This is a genomic window from Caulobacter sp. SLTY (genome assembly GCF_009905535.1).
Taxonomy (GTDB): domain Bacteria; phylum Pseudomonadota; class Alphaproteobacteria; order Caulobacterales; family Caulobacteraceae; genus Caulobacter.
In genome coordinates, this window is the sequence record NZ_JAAALA010000003.1 from 27,497 (window position 1) to 43,448 (window position 15,952).

The following is a 15,952-nucleotide window of genomic DNA, read 5'->3' on the forward strand; positions in this document are numbered from 1 at the left end:
ATGGTTGCCTTCTTTCAGTAGGATGTTGGGAGGAAGGAAGTCGGTGGGTGGCGGGGCCTTAGGCCTCGAGCACGCCCAGGACGTCGCTTTCCTTCATGATGATCAGGTCCTGGCCATCGACCTTGACCTCGGTGCCCGACCACTTGCCGAACAGGATTTTGTCGCCGGCCTTCAGTTCCAGGGCCTGGACCTTGCCGCTGTCATCGCGGGCGCCGGGGCCGACAGCGACGACTTCGCCTTCCTGCGGCTTTTCCTTGGCGGTGTCGGGGATGATGATCCCACCCTTGGTGCGGGATTCTTCTTCGACGCGCTTCACCAGGACGCGGTCGCCGAGCGGGCGAAATTTCATCGGATGCTCTCCGTCGTGACGGTTAGTGTTTTTGGGTCGCCGGCATGCGGGAGGGGGCTGTTAGCAGTCCTCTCCCGTGAGTGCCAACGGTGGCGGGGAGGTAGGAGGCGGCGCGGGGGGAGTCAAGGGTTGGAGGGGCGACGGAGATTATAAACTCTCCCCCCGCTTTGCGGGGGGAAGACCGCTCTGGAGCCTTCAGGCGACAGAGCAGGAGGGGGGGCAAGTCCGTCTGAAGGCTAACCCCTGCCGCCGGTGGGGCCCGCCTCCTGGTTTCTCGCTTAGGCTCGAAACCTGTCCTCCTCCCGCTTCGCGGGGGGAGAGGCTAGGGTAGCGGCGCCGCTGATATGCGGTCCCGAAGAGCCCCCGCCCAACGGTCGTAGGCCAGGGCGGTCAGGTGGCGGCCGTCCAGAGATTCGGCCGGGGTCAGTCGGCCTTTCGGCGCCACCACGGGATTGAGGTCCAGCCATTCGCAGCGGCCGCTGCGGCAGAGGCCCGCGTAGGCGCGGTTGAGCCGGTCGATGCGCGCGTTCTGCTTTGCGTCGCCGGTATAAAGCACCGACTGCAGGATCACCCGCCGGCCCTTCAGCCCGTCGAGAATCGCCGAGACGTTCGCGACGGTGTCCTCCAGCCGCCAGGCCGAGTGACGGACGTCGTTGGTCCCGATCATGACCGCCACCGTTCGGGCCGAAGCGGGAACCGACGCCGTCAGTCGGGCGCGCAGGCCGCCGGTGGTGTCACCGCTGATCCCCCGGTTGCCGACCTGGGGCCCGATCAGTTCATGCCATTCGGCAAGCTCGGTCAGGGAATCGCCGAGCATCGCCACCTTGGGGGTGTCGGGCAGGGCCTCGAAATGCTGCACGCGGTGGCGCCAGGAGGCATAGGCGGTGGGATCGGCCTGGCCGCGCCCCCACGGATAGGCGACGAGCAATCGGTCTGCCGCGATACCGGCCACCACGCAGACGGCGGCGGCCTGCAGAAGCCACAGGCGCCGCCGGCTCACCGGCGCACCCCCGTCACTGACAGGCGAGGCATTCCTCGTAGTCGGTCGGGGCCGCCGAGACCATGTCGACCTCGGCCCGGTCTTCGCCGGCGTGCGAGGCCCGCTGCACCGACTTGGAGCGTAGGTAGTAGAGGCTCTTCATGCCCCGTTCCCAGGCGGTCCAGTGCAGCATGTGCAGGTCCCATTTATCGACGTCGCCCGGCAGGAAGACGTTGACCGACTGGCTCTGGCAGATCTCCGGGGTCCGGTCGGCGGCCAGTTCGATCACCCAGCGCTGGTCCAGCTCGAAGGCCGTCTTGTAGACGTCCTTGTCGTCCTGATCGAGGAAGTCCAGGTGCTGGACCGAGCCCTCGTGGCTGAGGATGCTGTCCCACACTGCGGGCGTGTTCTGGCCCTTCGCGTCGAGCAGGCGCTCCAGGTAGGGGTTCTTGACCGCGAACGAACCCGACAGGGTCTTGTGGGTGTAGATGTTGGCCGGGATCGGCTCGATGCCGGCGCTGGTGCCGCCGCAGATGATGCTGATCGAGGCGGTCGGGGCGATGGCCAGCTTGTGGCTGAACCGCTCCATCACACCCCGGTCGGCGGCGTCCGGGCAGGGCCCTTTTTCCTCGGCCAGGGTCTTGGACGCCTTGTCGGCCTCGCGGCGCAGGTGCTTGAACAGCCGCATGTTCCAGCTCTTGGCCAGGGCGCTCTCGAACGGCACGTTCTGGGCCTGCAGGAAGCTGTGGAAGCCCATCAGGCCGAGACCCACCGACCGCTCGCGCTTAGCGGCGTAGACGGCGTTCTTGGCGTCGATCGGCGCGCGCTGGATGAAGTCCTCGAGCACATTGTCGAGGAAGCGCATGACGTCCTCGATGAACTTCGGCTCGTTGCGCCACTCCAGGAAGGTCTCGGCGTTGACGCTCGACAGGCAGCAGACAGCGGTTCGCTCCTGGCCCAGGTGGTCGGCGCCGGTATGCAGCATGATCTCGCTGCACAGGTTCGACTGGCGAACCTTCATGCCCAGGTCCTTCTGGTGCTGGGGCATGGCGTTGTTCACGTGATCGGAGAAGATCAGGTAGGGCTCGCCGGTCTGCAGCCGCAGCTCCAGCACCTTCTGCCACAGGGCGCGGGCGTCGACCTCGCGCAGCACTTCGCCGGTCTTGGGCGAGCGCAGGCCGAACTTCTCGCCATCGCGCACCGCGAACATGAACTCGTCGGTGATGTTGATGCCGTGGTGCAGGTTCAGGGACTTGCGGTTGAAGTCGCCCGACGGCTTGCGGATCTCGAGGAACTCCTCGATCTCCGGATGGTGGATGTCGAGGTAGACCGCGGCCGAGCCGCGGCGCAGGGAGCCCTGGCTGATGGCAAGGGTGAGGCTGTCCATCACCCGGATGAAGGGGATGATGCCGCTGGTCTGGCCAGCGCCCTTGACCTTCTCGCCGATGGAGCGGACGCCGCCCCAGTAGGTGCCGATGCCGCCGCCGTTGGCGGCCAGCCAGACGTTCTCGTTCCAGGTATCGACGATGCCGTTGAGGCTGTCGCCCACCGCGTTGAGGAAGCAGCTGATCGGCAGGCCGCGATCGGCGCCGCCGTTGCTGAGCACCGGGGTGGCCGGCATGAACCACAGGCGGCTCATGTAGTCATAGACCCGCTGGGCATGCTCGGCGTCGTCGGCGAAGGCCGTGGCGACCCGCGCGAACATGTCCTGATAGGACTCGCCCGGCAGCAGATAGCGGTCTTCCAGCGTTCGCTTGCCGAACTCGGTCAGCAGGGCGTCGCGACTGCGATCGACCTCGACCTTGCGGACCAGGGACAGTTGCGGACGATCAGCCAGCCACGGCTCGGAGCCGGCGGCCTCGCCAAGCGGAATCTGACGTGCAGCTTCACCCATCATGTGCCCAAATACCCGTAATCTAACAGTCACTTCGGTTCGGTTGCCCGCCCCGCTGACCCCATATGTAGTGGGCGAAGCGCCCCCTGAACCCACTATATGGGGCCACGAGCCCTAATGACTCGTCAACGGGTCGAAGGGCCGCGCGGCGGACTTTTTCGTTAACAAGCTGTTGACGAATGGTCGCATGAACGTCGCAAACCCAACAGGGCCGGGCGTTCCGGGCGAACATTAAGTCTGCCCTATGACGCGAGCGTGATGATGCGTCGCAGGCAACCTGCGATGGCGGGCCAGCCGACCTCGGTATCGGGGGTATACCCCAGCCGCACGATGATCAGTTTTCTGGACGGAACCACCATCAGGACCTGCCCATCGAGGCCCCGCGCATGGAAGGCGTCCCCCGGCTCCCCGCCGAGCAGGGAGGGTCCGGCGCCGGGACCGGGCGCACCCTCCAGCCACCAGCCGGCGCCGTAGGTCGGCTCGACGGTGGGGGTGCGGGCGAACCGGGCCCAGTCCCTGGCAAACAGCTGGCGGCCATCGTCCAGATACAGCCGACCAAGGGCCGCCAGGTCCCGCGCCGTGGTCCACATCAACGAGCCGCCGTAGAAGGTCCCGGCCGGGTCGAACTCCATCAGGGTGTCGTTCATGCCGAGAGGACGAAAGAGGTTCAGCGAGGCGAACCGGACTAAGCCGCCGCGCCGCAGGGCCGGATCAGTGGTCCCCGGCATCAGCCGCGCCGCCAGCTCCGCCGCCGCCAAGTGATAGGCGCCGGTCGAGTAGTTCCAGACCGTACCCGGCGGACGGCGGTCACCCGGCCGGCTGGCGGCATAACGCGCCACATCGAACCGCCCCGGCCCGAACAGCAGCCGGCTGGCGTCCGAGGCTACCGCCAGCGGCTTGCGATCCTCATCCCAGGGGAGGCCGTCGGTGAGAGTCAGCAGGTGGCGCAGGCTGACCGTGCGGTTGTCCGGGATCACCGAGACAGGCGCATCGATGCCGAGCTCGCGGTGGGCCACCGCGACCCCGACCAGGGCTTGGGTCACCGACTTGGCGATCGACCAGGACACATGGCGCGTCCGGGGGCCGTGGTCGCGGCCATAGCGCTCGAACAGGGTCTCGCCGTTCTGGACAATCAGCAGGGCGTCGGTGCGGCCCTGGCGCGGATCGGCGATGGCGGACTGCCAGACACCCTCGAAATTGGAGGCCACGTCGATCCCCTCGGCCGCTCCAATCAGGGGAACGGCGGCAAGCCCGGCAAGGAGGTTGCGGCGACGCATGCCCCACCATAGACCACCCCACGCTCGCCCGTCACCGAACGGCGTCTGACGCCTCCGCCAAAATCGACCCCTGGCGGCAGGGCTTTCCGGTCGCTAGGGTCCGCGCCGCAAGGTTTCACCGGAGTAGCCCGTTCCATGAAGTCGTTTCTGCTCGCCACTGCTATCGGCATCCTGCCCCTGGCGGCCATCGCCGCAGAGCCCGCGATCGACGGCGCCAAGTTGGAAACCCACGTCAAGGAACTGTCCTCGGACGCCTTCGAAGGCCGCGGCCCGGCGACCGAGGGCGAGAAGAAGACCGTCGCCTACATCTCCGCCCAGTTCGCCGACGCCGGCCTCCAACCGGGCGGCGACCTAAAGCCGGACGGCAAGCGCGCCTGGACCCAGGACGTGCCCCTGGCCAAGTTCGACATCGATGGCCCGGTGGCCGCCGCCTTCACCCTGAACGGAACCGCCACCCCCCTGGTCCAGGGCGACGACATCGCCATCCGCGCGGCGATGACCGGCCAGACCCAGGTGTCGCTGAAGGACGTCCCCATCGTCTGGGCCGGCTACGGCACCGTGGCGGGCGAGCGGCGCTGGAACGATTTCGAAGGCGTCGACGTGCGCGGCAAGATGATCGTCGTGCTGGTCAATGACCCCGACTTCGAGATCGGCCAGGGCGACTTCGGCGGCCGGGCGATGACCTACTACGGCCGCTGGACCTACAAGTACGAGGAGGCCGCCCGCCAGGGCGCCGCTGGGGTGCTGATCGTCCATGAGACCGCGCCGGCCAGCTACGGCTGGGCGACGGTCAAGAACTCCAACACCAACACCATGTTCGACATCGTCCGCGAGGACCCGACCAAGGCCCACACCCCGGTCGAGAGCTGGATCACCCGCGAAGCGGCCGTGAAGCTGTTCACCGCCGCCGGCCTGGACTTCGAGGCGGAAAAGAAGAAGGCCCAGAAGCGCGACTTCAGGGCCACGGAGATGAAGGGGGTCACCTTCTCGACCGACTTCAAGGTCAAGGGCGAGGTCATCGTTTCCAAGAACGTCGTGGGCCTGCTGCCCGGCAAGACGCGGCCCGACGAGTACCTGATCTTCTCCGCCCACTGGGACCATCTGGGCATCGGCCGCCCGGACGCCAGCGGCGACACCATCTACAACGGCGCGGTGGACAACGCGACGGGCACCGGCGCGGTGATCGAGCTGGGCCGCGCCTTCGCCAAGGGCGAGCGCCCCGACCGCTCCCTGGTGTTCATGACGGTGACCGCCGAGGAGAAGGGCCTTCTGGGGTCGGAGTATTACGCCGCCAACCCGCTCTATCCGCTGAGCAAGACGGTGGCGGTGTTCAACACCGATGCGCTGAAGCCCATGGAGCCGATGCGCGACTTCACCGTCTCGGGCAACGTCGGCCAGGACCTGACCACCATGCTGATCGCCAAGGGCAAGGACCGCGGCCGTATCTTCGTGCCCGATCCGAACCCGGCCGCCGGCCTGTTCTACCGCTCCGACCACTTCCCCTTCGCCAAGCGCGGGGTGCCCTCGATCTCCTTCGGCTCCGGCGCCGACCCGGTTTCCGGCGACAAGGCCAAGGTCGTCGCCTGGGCGGAGAAGTACGGCCGCGACATGTACCATCAGCCGGCGGATGAATACTCCGAAGACTGGACGATGGACGGCATCGTGGTCGACCTGACCCTGCTGCGCGACCTCGCCCTGGACCTGGCCAACAGCAAGACCTGGCCCGAATGGAATGCGGGCACGGAGTTCAAGGCCCTGCGCGACGCCACCAAGGCCGACCGCAAGTAGGGGGATCGGCGGGCCATGACCGCCAGCGTCTTCGACCTGTTCAAGCCCGGCGTCGGGCCGTCCAGCTCCCACACCATGGGGCCGATGACCGCCGCCGCCCGCTTCGTCGCCGAGCTTCGGGACACAGGCCGGCTGGGGGCCGTCGCGCGGGTGCAGGTCAAGCTCTACGCCTCCCTGGCCCTGACCGGCAGAGGGCACGCCACCGACCGGGCGACCATGCTGGGGCTGATGGGCTTCGAGCCCGCCAGCCTGGACCCCGACGCCGGCGAGGCGGCGCTGGAAACCCTCAGGGCGACCGGCCGCATGGCGTTGGGCGGCGAGACCGACATCGCCTTCGACGAACAGGTCGATATCGTCTGGGCCGGTCGCCAGCGGCTGCCCCAGCACCCGAACGCCATGACCCTGACCGCCTTCGACGCCGGCGAGGCGGCGGTGCTGGCGCGCACCTACTTCTCCGTCGGCGGGGGGTTCGTCTGCGAGGAGTCCGAGATCGGCCGCAACGCCCCGGCCGAAGAAGCGCCGATCCCCTACCCCTTCGAGTCCGGCGCCGAGCTCCTGGTCAAGGCCGACGCCGCCGGGCTGACCATCGCCCAGCTGATGATGGCCAACGAAATCGCCCGCGCGCCCGACGCCATCGTGCTGGAGCGGCTGGACGCCATCTTCGGGGCCATGGAGGCCTGCATCGACCGCGGCATGCGGATCGGCGGCGAACTGCCCGGGGGCCTGAACGTCAAGCGCCGCGCCAAGCAGGTGCATGAGACCATCATGGCCAAGGTCGAAAAGCAGCTCAGCGACCCGCTGGCGGCGATGGACTTCGTCAACCTCTGGGCCCTGGCGGTCAACGAGGAGAACGCCGCCGGCGGCCGGGTGGTCACCGCCCCCACCAACGGCGCGGCGGGCCTGATCCCGGCGGTGCTGCGCTTCTACGACCGGTTCATGGCCGGAACGCCAGAGGGCCGCCGGACCTTCCTGCTGACCGCCGCGGCCATCGGCGCCCTCTACAAGAAGAACGCCTCGATCAGCGGGGCCGAGGTCGGCTGCCAGGGCGAGGTCGGCGTCGCCTGCTCGATGGCCGCCGCCGGCCTCGCCGCCGTCATGGGCGGCAGCAACGCCCAGATCGAGAACGCGGCCGAGATCGGCATGGAACACAACCTCGGCCTCACCTGCGACCCCATCGGCGGCCTGGTCCAGATCCCCTGCATCGAGCGCAACGCCATGGGCGCCATCAAGGCCATCGACGCGGCGCGGTTGGCGATGCTGGGTGACGGCCAGCATTCGGTGAGTTTGGACAAGGTCATCGCCACGATGAAGCGCACGGGCGAGGACATGAACGAGATCTACAAGGAGACTTCCTTGGGCGGCTTGGCAGCAGGGATGCCGGTGAACCGGGTTGAGTGCTGAGAGGTTCGGAAAGCCTACTCGTTCCTGTCCAAGATAAGGGAATGAGAATTTGCTACATTATATCATCCAAGTTCAAACGACTAATCTGTACTAATTAACAACTTCACAGAGCCCATCGGCCCGCTTACCTCCCCCGCATCGCCCTTCGATGCTAAAGACCCCTACCGATGCCGCACGACCACGCCCATCACGATCACGACCACCATCACGGCGGCCACAAGGACCACCACCATGGTCCCGGCGGGCACAGTCATGCGCCGAAGGATTTCGGCCGCGCCTTCGCCATCGGGGCGGGGCTCAACATCGCCTTCGTCGCCGCCGAGGCGGCAGCCGGGCTGATCACCGGTTCGCTGGCCCTGCTGGCCGATGCCGGGCACAACCTTTCGGACGTGCTGGGGCTGCTGCTGGCCTGGGGCGCGGTGATCCTGTCCAAACGCTTGCCGACCGGACGGCGAACCTATGGCCTTGGCAAGGGCACGGTGCTGGCCTCGCTGGCCAACGCCGGCCTGCTGATGCTGGCGGTGGGGGCCATCGTCTGGGAGGCGGTGCGGCGCTTCAACGATCCCCAGCCCATCGAGCCGGGCCTGGTGATCATCGTGGCGGCCATCGGGGTGGTGATCAACACGGCCACGGCCCTGATGTTCATGCGCGGCCACGGGGACCTGAACGTCCGCGGCGCCTTCCTGCACATGGCCGCCGATGCGGCGGTGTCGCTGGGGGTGGTGGTGGCGGCCATCATCATCTGGACGACCGGCTGGCAGTGGATCGATCCGGTGATCAGTCTGGTCATCGCTGCGGTGATCGTTATCGGCACCTGGGGCCTGCTTCGCGACAGCCTCGATCTGGCGCTGGACGCCGCCCCGCGCGGTATCGATCCCGAGAAGGTAAAGGCCTGGCTGGCCTCCCGCCCCGGCGTCACCGAGGTGCACGACCTGCACATCTGGGCGATGAGCACCAGCGAGACCGCCCTGACCGCTCACCTGACCCGGCCGGTCAACGCCGATTCCGACGCCTTCCTCGACAGCGTCTGCCACGACCTGGTCCATGAGTTCGGCATCGGCCATGCGACCCTGCAGCTGGAGACCGGCGCCCACGGACCCTGCCGGCTGGCCGCCGCCCATGGCTGAGAGCGGCCTGCCCCTCTCGCTTGTCCTCTACCGCGCCGCTACGGGCGCCTTCGAGCCGTTCGCCCGAGGCCTGCTGCGCAAGCGGGCCCTGGACGGCAAGGAGGACGGCGCTCGGCTGGAGGAGCGGCTGGGCTCGGCCGCCGTGCCCCGCCCGTCCGGTCCCCTGGTCTGGCTGCATGCGGTCAGCGTCGGCGAGAGCCAGTCGGCCCTGCCGCTGATCGAGCGGCTGGCGGCGCGGCCGGGCCTGACCGTTCTCGTCACCTCCGGCACGGTGACCTCCGCCGCCCTGCTGGCGCGCCGCCTGCCGCCCGGCGCCATCCACCAGTACGCCCCGCTGGACACCCCGGCCTCGGCCGCCCGCTTCCTGGAATACTGGCGCCCCGACCTGGCCGTCTTCATCGAGAGCGAGATCTGGCCGAACCTGATCCTGGGGGCCAAGGCGCGGGGCGCCAGGCTGGCCCTGCTGTCGGCCCGCATCACCCGCAAGACCGCCAGGGGGTGGGCCCGCATCGCCGCCGGCGCCCGCCGGGTGCTGGCCGCCTTCGACCTGGTGCTGCCGCAGGACGAGGCCTCCGCCGAACGCCTCGCATATTTCGGCGTCGAGACCACCGGCCGCCTGAACCTCAAGCTGGCCGGCGAGCCCCTTCCCTGCGACGCGACTGAGTTGGACCGTTTGCGCGCCGCCATCGGCGATCGCCCGGTGGTGCTGGCCGCCAGCACCCATGAGGGCGAGGAGAGTATCGTGGCCACCGCCGCGATGACCGCCATCCGCGAGGCCGCCCCCCACGCCCTGCTGATCGTCGCCCCCCGCCACCCCGAACGCGGCGCCTCGGCCGCCGCCGCCATCGGGCAGGGCTATGGTCCGCTCGCCCGCCGGTCGCTGGGCGAGGCCGTCGGGCCGCGCACCGCCGTCTATGTGGCCGACACCCTGGGGGAGCTTGGCCTGTTCTTCCGCCTGGCCGATGTGGTGGTCATGGGCGGCAGCTTCGTTCCCGGCGTCGGCGGCCACAACCCGATGGAGCCGGCTCGCCTGGCTGCCCCGGTGATCAGCGGGCCGGACGTCTACAATTCGGCCGAGGTCTACGCCGCCATGACGAAGGAAGGCCGAGGCGCCCTCCTGGTCGACGGTCCCGGCCAGCTCTCCACCACCCTCGCCCGCCTGCTGGCCGATCCCGCGGAGGCCAAGGCGCTGGGCCTGCGCGGCCAGGCCTTCGCGCAGGGCCAGGCCGCCGCCCTGGAGGACGCCTGGACGCGGCTGGAGGCCCTGCTGCCATGAAGCTGTCGACGCCCCGCTGGTGGTACGTCCGCGACGGCGCCCCGGGCGTGGTCACCCGCATGGTCCTCACCCCGATCAGCTGGATCTGGGCGGCGGTCACGGCCGCCAAGATCCGCAATGCGAAACCGGCCGACGCCGGGGTGGCGGTGATCTGCGTCGGCAACCTCACCATGGGCGGCGTCGGCAAGACCCCCATCGTTCGTGAACTCCTGCGTCTGCTGCGCGAGGCCGGCGTGGAGGCCCACGGCCTCTCACGCGGCTACGGCGGCCGAGAGCCCGGCCCGCTGAAAGTCGATCCCGCCCGCCACACCGCCGCCGACGTCGGGGACGAGCCGCTGATGCTCGGCCACGACGGCCCCTACTGGATCGCCCGCGACCGCCCGGCCGGCGCCCGCGCCGCCGCTGCCGGCGGCGCCCGGGCCGTGGTCATGGACGACGGCCACCAGAACCCCTCGCTGAAGAAGACCCTGTCCCTCGTCGTGGTCGACGGCGAGACCCGCAACAACGAATGGCCTTTCGGCGATGGCGCGGTGTTTCCCGCCGGCCCGATGCGCGAACCGCTGAAGGCCGGCCTCGCCCGCACCGACGCGGTGATCGTCCTGCTACCCGCCGACTTGGCCAACCCGGACATGGACCTCCTGCGCCAGTTCCCCGGCAAACCGATCCTGATCGCCCGCCTCGAGCCGGTCGGCCCGCCGCCCGCCGGGCCCCTGCTGGCCTTCGCCGGCATCGGCAAGCCGTGGAAGTTCGAGCGCGCCCTGATCGCTGCCGGCGCCGACCTTGCGGACTTCGCCCCCTTCCCCGACCACGGCGCCTACGACGAGGGAACCCTGCGTTTCCTCGAGCAGCGGGCGGCGGCTCTGGGGGCTGCTCTGCTAACCACCGAGAAGGACTGGGTGCGCCTGCCGCCAGAATGGCGCGCGAAAGTGGCCCATTGGCCCGTTCGGGCGCGGTTCGAGGCGGAACAGGCGGCGCGCGATCTGTTCCTGCAGGCCTTGGCGATTTAGAGAGTGGTTTCGCCTCTGGGCTCCCTTCTCCCCTTGCGGGAGAAGGTGTCGCGAAGCGACGGATGAGGGGTCGATGACCGGCTCAGCCGCCCTCCGGCCGCTTAACCCGCAGGTAGGCCGGTGGAAGAGGCGCACCGGTGTCCAGCGCCCAACGGTCGGACGGGTCGTCGTAGGTGCTGGTGGTTGGGCGCTCGATGACTTTCAGAATAGCTGTGACGACGTCGTTCGGACGGTTTGAGACGGCGCTGTTCGGGAAGCGCAGGACGGTGAAGCCCTCGGACCGAAGCCAAGCGTCACGAAGGGCGTCCCGATCCGGGTCGTGAAATGGTCCGTCGGCTTCGACGATGAGCCGATGACGCAAGCAAAAGAAGTCGACGATGTACCGGCCGATGGGCACTTGCCGACGAAACTTCAGATGCTCAAGGCGGCGGTTGCGGAGCAGTTTCCACAGGACGCCCTCGTTGAAGGTCGGAGCGTGGCGCATGCGGCGCGCCTGGGCAAATTTGGGCGGGGCCATGGAGTCGAACAAATCATGAACAAAGTTCGACGGCAAGGGTAGCGGTGGCAGCGAAGACTGCTTTGAAAGTCATCGCCCCCTCATCCGGCCCTTCGGGCCACCTTCTCCCGCGAGGGGAGAAGGGAGACCAGAGGCGAAGTCACTAAGGGGTGGAGGCGACTCAAGCCGTAGCCTTGTCCCGCGCCCTGGCCGCCACCGGCAGGGCATAGCCCGCCGCTCGAGCCCGAGCTTCTCCCCGCGCGATCTCCTTATGCAGGTCGGCCACGTAGTGGTTGAAGTCCACCTGGATGGTGTGCCGCGCGGCCTTGTAGTAGGGCCCCAGATAAAAGGCTTCGTCCTTGGCGGTGATCGCCTCCATCTCCGCCTTGGCCGGCGGCCGGTAGCGGCCGGTCAGGTAGGCGGCCGCCAGCTTGGCCTGCTGTTCGGCGAAGTTGACCAGGGTGGGCAGAGGCTGGGCCAGAGCCATGAAGAACAGGTTGTCGATGCCCGGCTTCATCATCCGCTTGAACAGCGGGAAGCGATGCTCGGCGTCGGGCAGCAGCTCCGAATCCTCGAAGAAGGGGAACTTCATGTCGTAGCCGGTGGCGAAGACGATGGCGTCCACCTGCTCGACGCTGTCGTCGGCGAACCGGACATTCTTGCCTTCTAGCGCCTTGATCGCCGGCTTGAACTTCACGTCGCCACAGCCCGCCCGGGTGAGGAACTCGCCGCTGACCGAGGGGTGGGCTTCCAGCGGCTCGTGATCTGGCTTGGGAAGGCCGTAGTCCTCCATCCGGCCCAGCGTCTTCTTGATGACGTTGCGGGCGAGGGCCTGGCCGATCGAGCGGGGCATCCAAGCCGGCATCGAGCTCTTATCCGCCGGCTTGCCGTTCATGTATTTGGGCAGCACCCAGACCCCGCGCCGGGCCGAGACCCAGAGGTTCTTGGCGATCGGCCGCTGGGACAGCTCGCTGGCGATATCCATCGCCGAGTTGCCCATCCCGACCACCACGACGTTCTTGCCCCGCATGTCGACCGGATCGAACGGGTCGCAGTAGGCGTGGCTGTGGAAGGCCGGCCCGTCGAACTCGCCCGTGTACTCGGGGATGCGCGGGCTCCAGTGGTGGCCGTTGCAGACGAACAGCACGTCATAGGTCCGCGTCTCCCCGGTCGACAGGGTGACGTCCCACAGTCCGTCAGCCGTCCGCTGCGCCTTGGTCACCGCGGTATTGAAGGTGATGGTCTCGCGCAGGCCGAAGTGATCGACGTAGTCCTTGAAGTACTGGAACAGCTGGGCGTGGTGCGGGAAGTCCGGCCAGTCGGCGGGCACGGGATAGTCCTCGAACGCCAGCCGCCACTTGGACGTATCGATATGCAGGCTCTCGTAGCAGGCCGACATGCCGTTGGGGTTCTTGTAGTACCAGTTGCCGCCGACCTCGTCCGACATCTCGAAACAGTCGTAGGGGACGCCGAAATCCTTCAGCCGCTTGGCCGTGGTGAAGCCCGAGCAGCCGGCCCCGATAATGCAGGCCTTCGGCAACGCCTTGCTGGCCATGCCGTCTCTCCCTGAAGTGACTTATCGTTGTTCAGGTGAGGCTATCTCGGCTGACGCTTGCGTCAACCGTGACGTCGCGTGAGCTTTTGCTTGGTCGCGCGTTTGGCCCGATAACCGGTCCCCACTTATCGGAACGCGCTTTAGGAACAGCCCGCGACGCATCGCGACCAGCGCGGATTGCAGCTGATCTCTTCTTCCTCGGCCAGGCAGAAATAGTGGCTCTGGGCGCAGGCGGTGCGGCACTGGCTGGCCGTCCGGGTCCCGCGCAGGCCACCGGCCGTGCTCTCCAGCGGCCGGGTGAAGGCCAGGCCGGGCGGCAGGGTCGATCCGGTCCCCGGCACGGAGAAATCCAGCGGCGGCGCCTCCGCCGCCGGCTCGCTCGGCCGCAGACCCGCTTCCTTGGCGGTCGGAGTGACCACCTGCAGCCGCTTCTGCTGCGCCGCCACCGGGGTGGCGAGCAGCAGGACCAGGACGAGGACGGCAAGACGGCGCATGTTGGGCAGGCTGGCGGACCGGCGTTAAGACCCGGTTAACCACGTCGGACGCGCCGAAACGGCGCCATCTCGCCTAATTCAAAGACCGCCGCTATAAGGCGCCATGAAAAGACAGAAAGAAGCAGCCGCCATCGTGGCGCGGCTTGAAGAAGAATACGACCGCTCCGTTTCCTGCCTGCGGGAAAACCTGAAGGCCTTCCTCGAAGAGGGCAAGCGGCCCGACCCCAGCCTTCGCGAAACCGGCGCCTACGCCTACCCCGAACTTCGGCTCAGCTGGTCGGGCGAGAGCGGCTATCCGGTGATCACCCGAGCCTACGCCCGGCTGTCGGACCCCGGCCACTACGCCACCACGGTGACCCGGCCGGCGATGTTCCACGACTATCTGGTCGAACAGCTGGCCCATCTTATGGAGGACTTCGACGTCGAGGTCGACGTCGGCCGCTCCACCCAGGAAATCCCCTTCCCCTACGTGCTGGACGGCGGCGACCTGTCCCTGGCCGACGCCCAGGCCAGCGAGATCGCCCGCTGGTTCCCGGCCACCGAACTGGCCTACATCGGCGACGAGGTGGCCGACGGCCTGTGGGACCCCTTGATGGCCGAGGAGCGCCCGCTGGCCCTGTTTGACGGCCTGCGCACCGACTTCTCCCTGGCGCGACTGAAGCACTACACCGGCGCGCCGGCCGAGCATGTGCAGCAGTACATCCTGTTCACCAACTATCACCGCTACGTCGACGAGTTCGTCCGCTGGGGCTGCGAGCAGCTCAAGGGCGGCCAGTACGAGGCGCTGAGCTGTTCGGGCGGGGTCTATGTCACCAAGGACACCCCCGATCCGGAACTGGCCGTGGCCAACGGCGCCTGGCGGCGCCACCAGATGCCGGCCTATCACCTGATGGCCCCGGGCGGTCAGGGCATCACCCTGGTCAACATCGGCGTCGGCCCGTCCAACGCGAAGACCATCACCGACCACCTGGCGGTGCTGCGTCCCCAGGCCTGGCTAATGATCGGCCACTGCGGCGGCCTGCGCGGCAGCCAGCGGATCGGCGACTACGTCCTGGCCCACGCCTATCTGCGCGAGGATCACGTTCTCGACGCCATCCTGCCGCCAGACATCCCGGTGCCCAGCATCGCCGAGGTGCAGCGCGCCCTCTACGACGCGGCCAAGCTGGTCAGCGGCGACACCGGCGAGGTGCTCAAGCGCCGCCTGCGCACCGGCACGGTGGTGACCACCGACGACCGGAACTGGGAGCTGCGCTACACCTCCAGCGCCCTGCGCTTCAACCAGAGCCGCGCGGTCGGCATCGACATGGAAAGCGCCACGATCGCCGCCCAGGGCTATCGGTTCCGGGTGCCGTACGGGACGCTGCTCTGCGTGTCGGACAAGCCGCTGCACGGCGAGATCAAGCTGCCTGGCCAGGCCAACGCCTTCTACGAGCGCGCCATCGGCCAGCACCTGCGCATCGGCATCGCCACGGTCGACCTGCTGAGGGCCGAGGGGCCGAGGCTCCACAGCCGCAAGCTCCGGGCGTTCGACGAGCCGCCGTTCCGGTAAGCTTTCAGGCCGCCAGGAACGCGACCATCTCCGCCGCCAGTCGGGGTTCGGCCACCGCCGTCAGGTGGTCGCCGGGCACCCGTACGGCCTTGGCGTTGGGCATGGCCAGCGCCAGCAGTTCCGGCGAGCCATTGTCGGCGTCATCCTGGCCGCAGACGATGAAGGTCGGCACGTCGAGGCCCGCCAGGTCCTGTGCTTTTGTCGGCACGAAGCTCGACAGCACGCCCAACAGGGCCTGCGGATTGAACCCGCCGGCCTTGATGCGGGCCTGGATGTATCTGCCCGCCCGAGGGTCCTTGGCGTTCTCGCCGTTGCGGATGCTGTCCTCGAACATGGCGGCCCGCGCCCCGGCCTGCATCACCCCGCTGTCGCCCATGCCGCCCAGCACGCAGCGCCGGGGTCGCATGCCGCGCACCAGGCAACGCACCGCCGTTCGGGCGCCCAGGCTGTAGCCGACCAGATCGAAGTCGGTGAGACCCAATTCGGCGACCAGCGCCTCCTGATCCTTGGCCAGCACATCCCCCGGCCACGCCCCCACATCCTCCGGGGCCGCCGACTCTCCATGCCCCCGCAGGTCCGGCGCGATGACCTCGAACCCGGCGTCGGCCACCGCCTGGGCGATCCCCGGCTCGATCCAGTTGAGCTTGGCGCTGGCGATGAAGCCGTGCAGCATCAGCACCGGCCGACCGCTGCCCAGCCGATGCACGGCGATCGTCTCGCCATCGAAGCTGGTGAAATGATCCGTCCTCATGCCTGTATG

At 68.3% G+C, this 15,952-nt stretch carries 14 protein-coding genes; 6 read left to right on the forward strand and 8 right to left on the reverse strand.

Annotation, left to right across the window (positions count from 1 at the left end):
- Nucleotides 1-58 precede the first annotated feature (58 nt).
- The 4 genes from groES to GVN21_RS02280 all read right to left on the reverse strand — a co-directional run bounded on the left by groES (nucleotide 59) and on the right by GVN21_RS02280 (nucleotide 4,499).
- Entirely contained in the window at nucleotides 59-349 is a 291-nt protein-coding gene (gene groES / locus GVN21_RS02265) for a co-chaperone GroES (protein WP_166573078.1), read from the reverse strand.
- A gap of 322 nt (nucleotides 350-671) precedes the next feature.
- On the reverse strand, nucleotides 672-1,349 hold the full coding sequence (locus GVN21_RS02270; protein WP_166573079.1) for a GDSL-type esterase/lipase family protein: 678 nt from the start codon (nucleotides 1,347-1,349) through the stop codon (nucleotides 672-674).
- Between the two features lie 13 nt (nucleotides 1,350-1,362).
- Complete coding sequence (locus tag GVN21_RS02275; RefSeq protein ID WP_166573080.1) at nucleotides 1,363-3,222, reverse strand: ribonucleoside-diphosphate reductase subunit alpha; 1,860 nt, start codon at nucleotides 3,220-3,222, stop codon at nucleotides 1,363-1,365.
- Nucleotides 3,223-3,464: 242 nt separating this feature from the next.
- Nucleotides 3,465-4,499, reverse strand: a complete 1,035-nt coding sequence (locus GVN21_RS02280) for a serine hydrolase (RefSeq protein WP_166573081.1) — start codon at nucleotides 4,497-4,499, stop codon at nucleotides 3,465-3,467.
- A 135-nt stretch (nucleotides 4,500-4,634) separates the two neighbouring features.
- Between GVN21_RS02280 and GVN21_RS02285 the strand changes: the two genes are divergently transcribed.
- From GVN21_RS02285 to lpxK, 5 genes are all read left to right on the forward strand, one after another.
- Nucleotides 4,635-6,287: a M28 family metallopeptidase gene (locus GVN21_RS02285; RefSeq protein WP_166573082.1), complete on the forward strand. Its 1,653-nt coding sequence runs from the start codon at nucleotides 4,635-4,637 to the stop codon at nucleotides 6,285-6,287.
- Between the two features lie 15 nt (nucleotides 6,288-6,302).
- A complete protein-coding gene (locus GVN21_RS02290; protein ID WP_166573083.1) occupies nucleotides 6,303-7,688 on the forward strand; it encodes an L-serine ammonia-lyase in 1,386 nt (461 codons plus the stop codon).
- 167 nt (nucleotides 7,689-7,855) lie between these two features.
- Nucleotides 7,856-8,815 (forward strand): cation diffusion facilitator family transporter, encoded by a 960-nt coding sequence (locus tag GVN21_RS02295; RefSeq protein WP_166573084.1) that lies wholly within the window; start codon nucleotides 7,856-7,858, stop codon nucleotides 8,813-8,815.
- Nucleotides 8,808-10,091 carry a 3-deoxy-D-manno-octulosonic acid transferase gene (locus tag GVN21_RS02300; protein WP_166573085.1) on the forward strand — a complete coding sequence of 428 codons (1,284 nt, stop codon included), beginning with the start codon at nucleotides 8,808-8,810 and terminating at the stop codon, nucleotides 10,089-10,091. The genes GVN21_RS02295 and GVN21_RS02300 overlap by 8 nt, the downstream gene beginning before the upstream one ends.
- Nucleotides 10,088-11,098 (forward strand): tetraacyldisaccharide 4'-kinase, encoded by a 1,011-nt coding sequence (lpxK, locus tag GVN21_RS02305; protein WP_166573086.1) that lies wholly within the window; start codon nucleotides 10,088-10,090, stop codon nucleotides 11,096-11,098. The genes GVN21_RS02300 and lpxK overlap by 4 nt, the downstream gene beginning before the upstream one ends.
- An 82-nt stretch (nucleotides 11,099-11,180) precedes the next feature.
- Here lpxK and GVN21_RS02310 read toward each other — a convergent pair whose 3' ends face one another.
- The 3 genes from GVN21_RS02310 to GVN21_RS02320 form a co-directional block, all read right to left on the reverse strand.
- A complete protein-coding gene (locus tag GVN21_RS02310; protein ID WP_166573087.1) occupies nucleotides 11,181-11,615 on the reverse strand; it encodes a DUF559 domain-containing protein in 435 nt (144 codons plus the stop codon).
- A gap of 160 nt (nucleotides 11,616-11,775) precedes the next feature.
- On the reverse strand, nucleotides 11,776-13,149 hold the full coding sequence (locus GVN21_RS02315; protein WP_166573088.1) for an NAD(P)-binding domain-containing protein: 1,374 nt from the start codon (nucleotides 13,147-13,149) through the stop codon (nucleotides 11,776-11,778).
- Between the two features lie 140 nt (nucleotides 13,150-13,289).
- Nucleotides 13,290-13,643 carry a hypothetical protein gene (locus GVN21_RS02320; RefSeq protein WP_166573089.1) on the reverse strand — a complete coding sequence of 118 codons (354 nt, stop codon included), beginning with the start codon at nucleotides 13,641-13,643 and terminating at the stop codon, nucleotides 13,290-13,292.
- 103 nt (nucleotides 13,644-13,746) lie between these two features.
- On the opposite strand from GVN21_RS02320, the gene GVN21_RS02325 reads away from it, so the two are divergent.
- Nucleotides 13,747-15,192, forward strand: a complete 1,446-nt coding sequence (locus tag GVN21_RS02325) for an AMP nucleosidase (RefSeq protein WP_166573090.1) — start codon at nucleotides 13,747-13,749, stop codon at nucleotides 15,190-15,192.
- A gap of 4 nt (nucleotides 15,193-15,196) precedes the next feature.
- Here the strand turns inward: GVN21_RS02325 and GVN21_RS02330 are convergent, their stop codons facing one another.
- Nucleotides 15,197-15,943: an alpha/beta fold hydrolase gene (locus GVN21_RS02330; protein ID WP_166573091.1), complete on the reverse strand. Its 747-nt coding sequence runs from the start codon at nucleotides 15,941-15,943 to the stop codon at nucleotides 15,197-15,199.
- Nucleotides 15,944-15,952: the final 9 nt, after the last annotated feature.